General features: G+C 68.8%; 4 protein-coding genes and 1 pseudogene. 3 read left to right on the top strand and 2 right to left on the bottom strand.

Annotated features, from left to right (window positions below):
• Nucleotides 1-547: 547 nt before the first annotated feature.
• Nucleotides 548-2179, top strand: coding sequence for a hypothetical protein (locus tag ACFV1W_RS40010; RefSeq protein WP_380422439.1), 1632 nt, complete (start codon nucleotides 548-550; stop codon nucleotides 2177-2179).
• A gap of 325 nt (nucleotides 2180-2504) precedes the next feature.
• Here the strand turns inward: ACFV1W_RS40010 and ACFV1W_RS40015 are convergent.
• A pseudogene (locus ACFV1W_RS40015) lies at nucleotides 2505-2675 on the bottom strand (protein phosphatase); the annotation flags it as partial.
• A 396-nt stretch (nucleotides 2676-3071) separates the two neighbouring features.
• Here ACFV1W_RS40015 and ACFV1W_RS40020 point away from each other — a divergent pair.
• On the top strand, nucleotides 3072-3620 hold the full coding sequence (locus ACFV1W_RS40020; protein ID WP_380422440.1) for a hypothetical protein: 549 nt from the start codon (nucleotides 3072-3074) through the stop codon (nucleotides 3618-3620).
• Between the two features lie 2 nt (nucleotides 3621-3622).
• Nucleotides 3623-3922, top strand: a complete 300-nt coding sequence (locus ACFV1W_RS40025; protein WP_380422442.1) for a hypothetical protein — start codon at nucleotides 3623-3625, stop codon at nucleotides 3920-3922.
• Between the two features lie 230 nt (nucleotides 3923-4152).
• On the opposite strand, the gene ACFV1W_RS40030 is transcribed toward ACFV1W_RS40025, so the two are convergent.
• Entirely contained in the window at nucleotides 4153-4686 is a 534-nt protein-coding gene (locus ACFV1W_RS40030; protein ID WP_380422443.1) for an RICIN domain-containing protein, read from the bottom strand.
• Nucleotides 4687-5046 lie beyond the last annotated feature (360 nt).

Genomic DNA, 5046 nt, shown 5'->3' on the forward strand with positions numbered 1-5046 from the left:
GTCGGAGCCGTAGCGGCGGGTCCGGTCGGGCTGGTCGGCGGCGTTCCCGAGCCGGTGTGCGAGGCAATCGCACGACATGCCGGAGCTGGACACGGACGCGGCGGGCACGCCAGAGTGGAGCACGAGGGCCTCCTGGTTGTTCGTTGACTCGACATCACCGAACTGGTCAAGAGGCCCTTCTTCTATGCGCCGGCCGCGAACTGATCACCTGAACGAGGCTGATGCGCACGGAAGTTCGAGCGGCAGCCATGTCCCCCGGTTTGGGAATCGCTTCTGACTGGTCCAGTAGCCGTTGTGGCTTCCTGTACGGGCGTGGACGGTAAGAGGGTTCGGATCCGGCCATCTGCCGTGGGTCTTCCGCGGTGATCGCGTGAGGGAAGCCATGACACCGACCCGAGGGCGCGGCGCGCTCGTGCCCGTGCGAGCCACGGTGGTGCTCGGTACGGTGGTCGCCCTGCTGGCCGGCTGCTCCTCGTCGCCGAAGAGCGGTCCGACGCCGTCCGCCTCCGGCTCCGGCTCCGGCTCCGGCCCGGCCTCCGCTGGGGCGATGGAGGTGCGGCAGAGTCTCGCGGCGTTCGAGAAGCCGCTGGGCGGGGACGGCGTGCAGCGGGCATGGGAGGGGCTGGCGGCCGCTGTGAGTGCCGCTGCGGCCCGCGGCGTCGACCACGACACGATCAGCAGGGAGGTCCTGCTGTGGGAGTCGCGTCAACTGAGTACGGCGGAGGGCCAGCAGACCTTCATGGCCAATGCCGCGGCGCTGAACGGGCACGCGGTGTCGGTGGGTGGTGCCCCGGTGGCATCTGCGCCCACGCTGGGTGCAGCCCCCGTGGGCGGACCGGCCGCGTTCCGGCAGGCGTCGCCGGGCGCCGGGCTGTCCTTCTACTTCGTCAATGGAGTGCTGAACAACTTCGACTCGTCGACGGTGAACGCGAACCTGCTGTCCACCACGCTGACCCAGCAGCTGGGCTATCCGGTCACTGTGAAGCTCCAGTTCAACGCCTCCAGCGCCAGCATCGCGGTCTATACCTACAGCGCCTGCCAGGAGGCGCAGCGCGTCACCGCGGACAACCCGATCCCGGAGAACCGGGATCTCGCGAAGGCCATCTGCGGGCTGAGCGTGGCTGGGGCGGCCGTCCTGCCGGAGGCGGTCGTCGAGGATGTCTCCGGGACGATCACCCGGAAGCTGGCGGATCCGAACTTCGCGCTGGACGGGGTCAACACGAGTCTGCTGAAGAACGTGCAGGACGACCTGAACAAGGGGCTGCGTGTCGTGCTGATCTCGCACAGCGAGGGTGGCCTCTACCTGCGCAACGTCCTGCCGCGGATCGGCGCTGGGAAGCCCGTCGGGGCGCTGTACATTGCTCCGCCGTTCGGCAGAGGCCAGGAGCTGAACGCCAATCCGACGCGTTATGTGATGTTCGAGTGGGACTGGCTGCTGGCGGGGATCTCCAGCGTGGACTTCACGACCAAGGCCGTTGCGCCGCAGACCGTGTACGACGGCTCCACGGCGTCGCGTTTCAACATCCACTACCTGTCCAACTACCTGTACTGCGGCTCGGATTCGGCCAAGCAGGTCGGTGACCGCACGCGTGAGCTGGTGGACTTCGCCAACTCGCTCCCGGCCTCCAGGAGTGGTGCCCGCCCGGGGCTGCCCGGAGGCGGCGGGCTGCTACCGGGGCAGGGTATGCAAGGCTGTACGGTGCCGCAGCCGTCCGAGTCGCCGTCCGGCACGCCGTCCGGCACTCCGTCCGAGTCGCCGTCCGGCACTCCGTCCGAGTCGCCGTCCGGCACGCCGTCCGGCACTCCGTCCGAGTCGCCGTCCGGCACTCCGACGGAGTCGCCGTCCTCCTCGGCCGGTGCCTACTACGTCTTCCTCCTCACCAATGTGTCCGGCGGGAACGTCCTGGTGGGTTCGATGCAGGACGTCCAGGGCAAGCGGACATGCGACTTCGCGGATGGCGGCCTGTGCGCGGATGCCGGCGGCCGTGACGTTCCGGTGCAGTTCACGCCCAAGCTGGGCCCCTACCCGACGCTGGCGGCCGCCCAGGCCGCGTACTGCGCGAATGCGACCAATCCTCACCCGGGACCGGGTGGGGCCGGTACCAAGGTCAACATCTTCGGTGGCGACTACTGGGCCTCCAACATCGATTTCAGCTGTCCGGCGGCCCCCGGTTCCTGAGGGCGGCCGCGCCGCGGCTCCGTAATTTTGGTTCGGGTTCGGCCCGCGGTTCGGTTCAGTGAGCTCTTTCAGCGTTGCAACTCCAGGATGAGGACGGTTTTGGCCGCGAACGTGAGCCGGCTCGGGCTCGGACATGACGGAAGGTCCGCCATCGCCTGAGTGTCGCCACGCCTCGTTCGACGGGGTACCGGCACCCGGCGTGGGCCCGGTTGAGCGATCTCCCACTGGCGGCGATCTCCTTGCCGAACGGGCGAAACACCCAGTGAGTAACTGCTTGTGGTCCCTTTGGGGACAGCGTCGGGCGCTGTCGACACTCCGCACGGAGTCAGAGGCGGATGACGACGAGGGCGATGTCGTCAGGAATGCCGGCGGCGACGTGGAGGCGGGCCAGCAATGCGTCGGCCAGTTCGTTGGGAGCGAGGCCGATGTCCTGGGCGAGGGCTGTGGTCAGTCGGGTCAGACTGGCGTCGATGTCTTCGCCGCGGCGTTTGATGAGCGTGCCTCCCCGAGCCGTACGCCGCCACGCCCGCAGCTCCCGCTGGCCCGCCGGCCGCAAGCTGCGCCAGGCGGTGAACCACCAGACGGAGGAGGAGTTCCGCCCAGCGCGCCTGGCCGAGCGGGCAGCGAAGCATGCCCGCGCGGTAGCGGCTGACGCCCGGCGCCGAGCCGCCCGCGCGAGGAGATCCTCTGAGGCCCACAGCGGCCCCATAACAGATCTCACGATCGCCCTGTATGCGCAGGTCCACCCGTCGGCCGAGCAGCAAATATCACCATTGAGCGCAGGCAACCGATGGCCAACGCTAGTCTTCCGATCATGGCCATGCGACCTGATGAGTTCTACGACCACGCACGTGCCGCTGCGGATGGTGAGCTTCGGCTTCCGTTGGCACGGATGACAGGCTGGGACATCAGCCCGTTCGAGCCGGACGGGCTTCGCGTCGCGCCGCTGCGCCCACCCGTTCTGCCCGAACCAGCGCGGCACGGCGAGGACGCGGCCGACTGCAACATATGCCGCGCCCGAGACGAAGGCCTCTGGTTCAGTGACCGTTGGCGACTGGCCCGGATCACGGGCGTCGGAGTGCCGCTGGTGCTAGTGCTGTACCCGCGCGATCACTACGACATGGCGGACCTGACCGACGAGATGGCCGCCGAACTGGGGGTGCTCACCACCCACATCGTCCGCCACGTACAGGCCCTGCCGCACATCTCGCGAGCCCATCTGTACCGGATCGGGGACGGAGCCGCCCACCTGCACATCTGGTTCTTCGCCCGGCCCCAGGGACAGACCCAGCTGCACGGGTCGTGGCTGCCTGTCTGGGACGACCTACTGCCGGAGTACCCCGCTGACATAGCCGATGCAGACGCGACGGCCGTCGCCGACGCGCTGGTCGCCTCATACGGAGGCCGTCGCTCGGCCGCTGACAGCTGGCGGCCCTCCTGAACGTGCCTCCCCGAGCCGTACGCCGCCACGCCCGCGGCTCCCGCCGGCCCGCCGGCCGCAAGCTCTACCTGTCCGGCCGGAGGACCGCCCCGCAGAAGTTCCTGGACGACTTCCTGGACTTCCTGAGCGTCTATGGCACTCCGATCGACGACACACGCCGAGGGGACCTGCACGACTTGCGCCGCGCGGCCCAGGCGGCGGGCTCCGCCTCCGAGCAGGTTCTCGTCTTGCAGGAGTTTCTGGAGCAGGCGAGGTCCATCCCGCGTCGCAGCAGCTCTTTGCGGTTGGGGTGGCTGTCGTAGCCCTTGTCGCCGAGTAGGGCGTCGGGGCGTTTGCGGGGGTGTCCGATCCGGCCGGCGACGGGTGGGACGCCGTCGACCAGGGCGAGGGTCTGCGCGCGTGGCGCATCTCGGCGCCGTCGGCCGCGCAGGCCGCCTTGAACCGGCGGCGCAGGGCCGCAGGACCCGGGCGCCGTTCCCGGCTGCCGCTGCGGGCATCGTGGCCGGGAACGGCGCGGTCGACCTTGGTGGGGTTACGACGGGTTGGAGATGACGTTCTCTCCGGCGGCGTCGGTGCAGCCGTACAGGCGGGCCTCGGCGCCCTGGTAGAGGCCGCCCCAGGCGTCGACGCAGTTGGCGGAGGCGACGCGCGGCTGCATCTGCTTGCCGTTGCCCGTGTAGACCCAGTTGAACTGGGTGTCGCCTGCGGAGCCCGCGGAGCATGGGTAGAGGCGCATGTGGTTGCCGGTGACGTCGCCTCCTTCCCAGTTGTTCAGGCACATCACGCGGCCCTGGGGGTCGTTGCTCCGGGCTGCCTGGACCTGGAAGTGGGTGGAGTCCGTCTGCCACAACCACCACTGCTGAGCGGAGGTGCCGTTGCAACCCCAGAGCTGGACCGTGGCACCACTAACGAAGTTGCCGCCAGAGACGTCGAGGCAGTAGCCGTTGGAAAACCTGATTTCTCCCCAGCTGGAGCCGGCGTGGGCGGTGCCAGTGCCGAGAGTGGCGGCAAGCAGCGGCGCTGCGGCGACGGTGGCGATCTTGGCTATGCGCTTACGGTTGGCCATCGTGTAATGCGTTCCTTTGAGCGGGTATCGAATGGGCGGATTCAGACAACAGGGGCGGTTCTCGTCGGGATGTCCATGCTGTGTGCGCACGGCTGCTGTGCTCCTGACTTGCGTGACTCATCGGCCTGGCACTTTGCCCGGAGTCGGCCACCTTCAGAGCCACCGCCGCGTCGCACCGGTAGCGTGACTGCCGGGCGATGCGCGGCCGGGCGAGTTGTCACCGACGACAGTGCGGTGACAGCCCGTCCGCACGTCTGGCAGGGTTCACGGGAACCTGAAAGGGCCTGCTGTCAGAGCGTGTAGTGGTAGTAGCCGATCAGGTTGGATGCCATGCTGACCGGGTCCGAGCGGGTGTAGGCG

Source organism: Kitasatospora sp. NPDC059648 (assembly GCF_042734825.1).
GTDB lineage: Bacteria > Actinomycetota > Actinomycetes > Streptomycetales > Streptomycetaceae > Kitasatospora.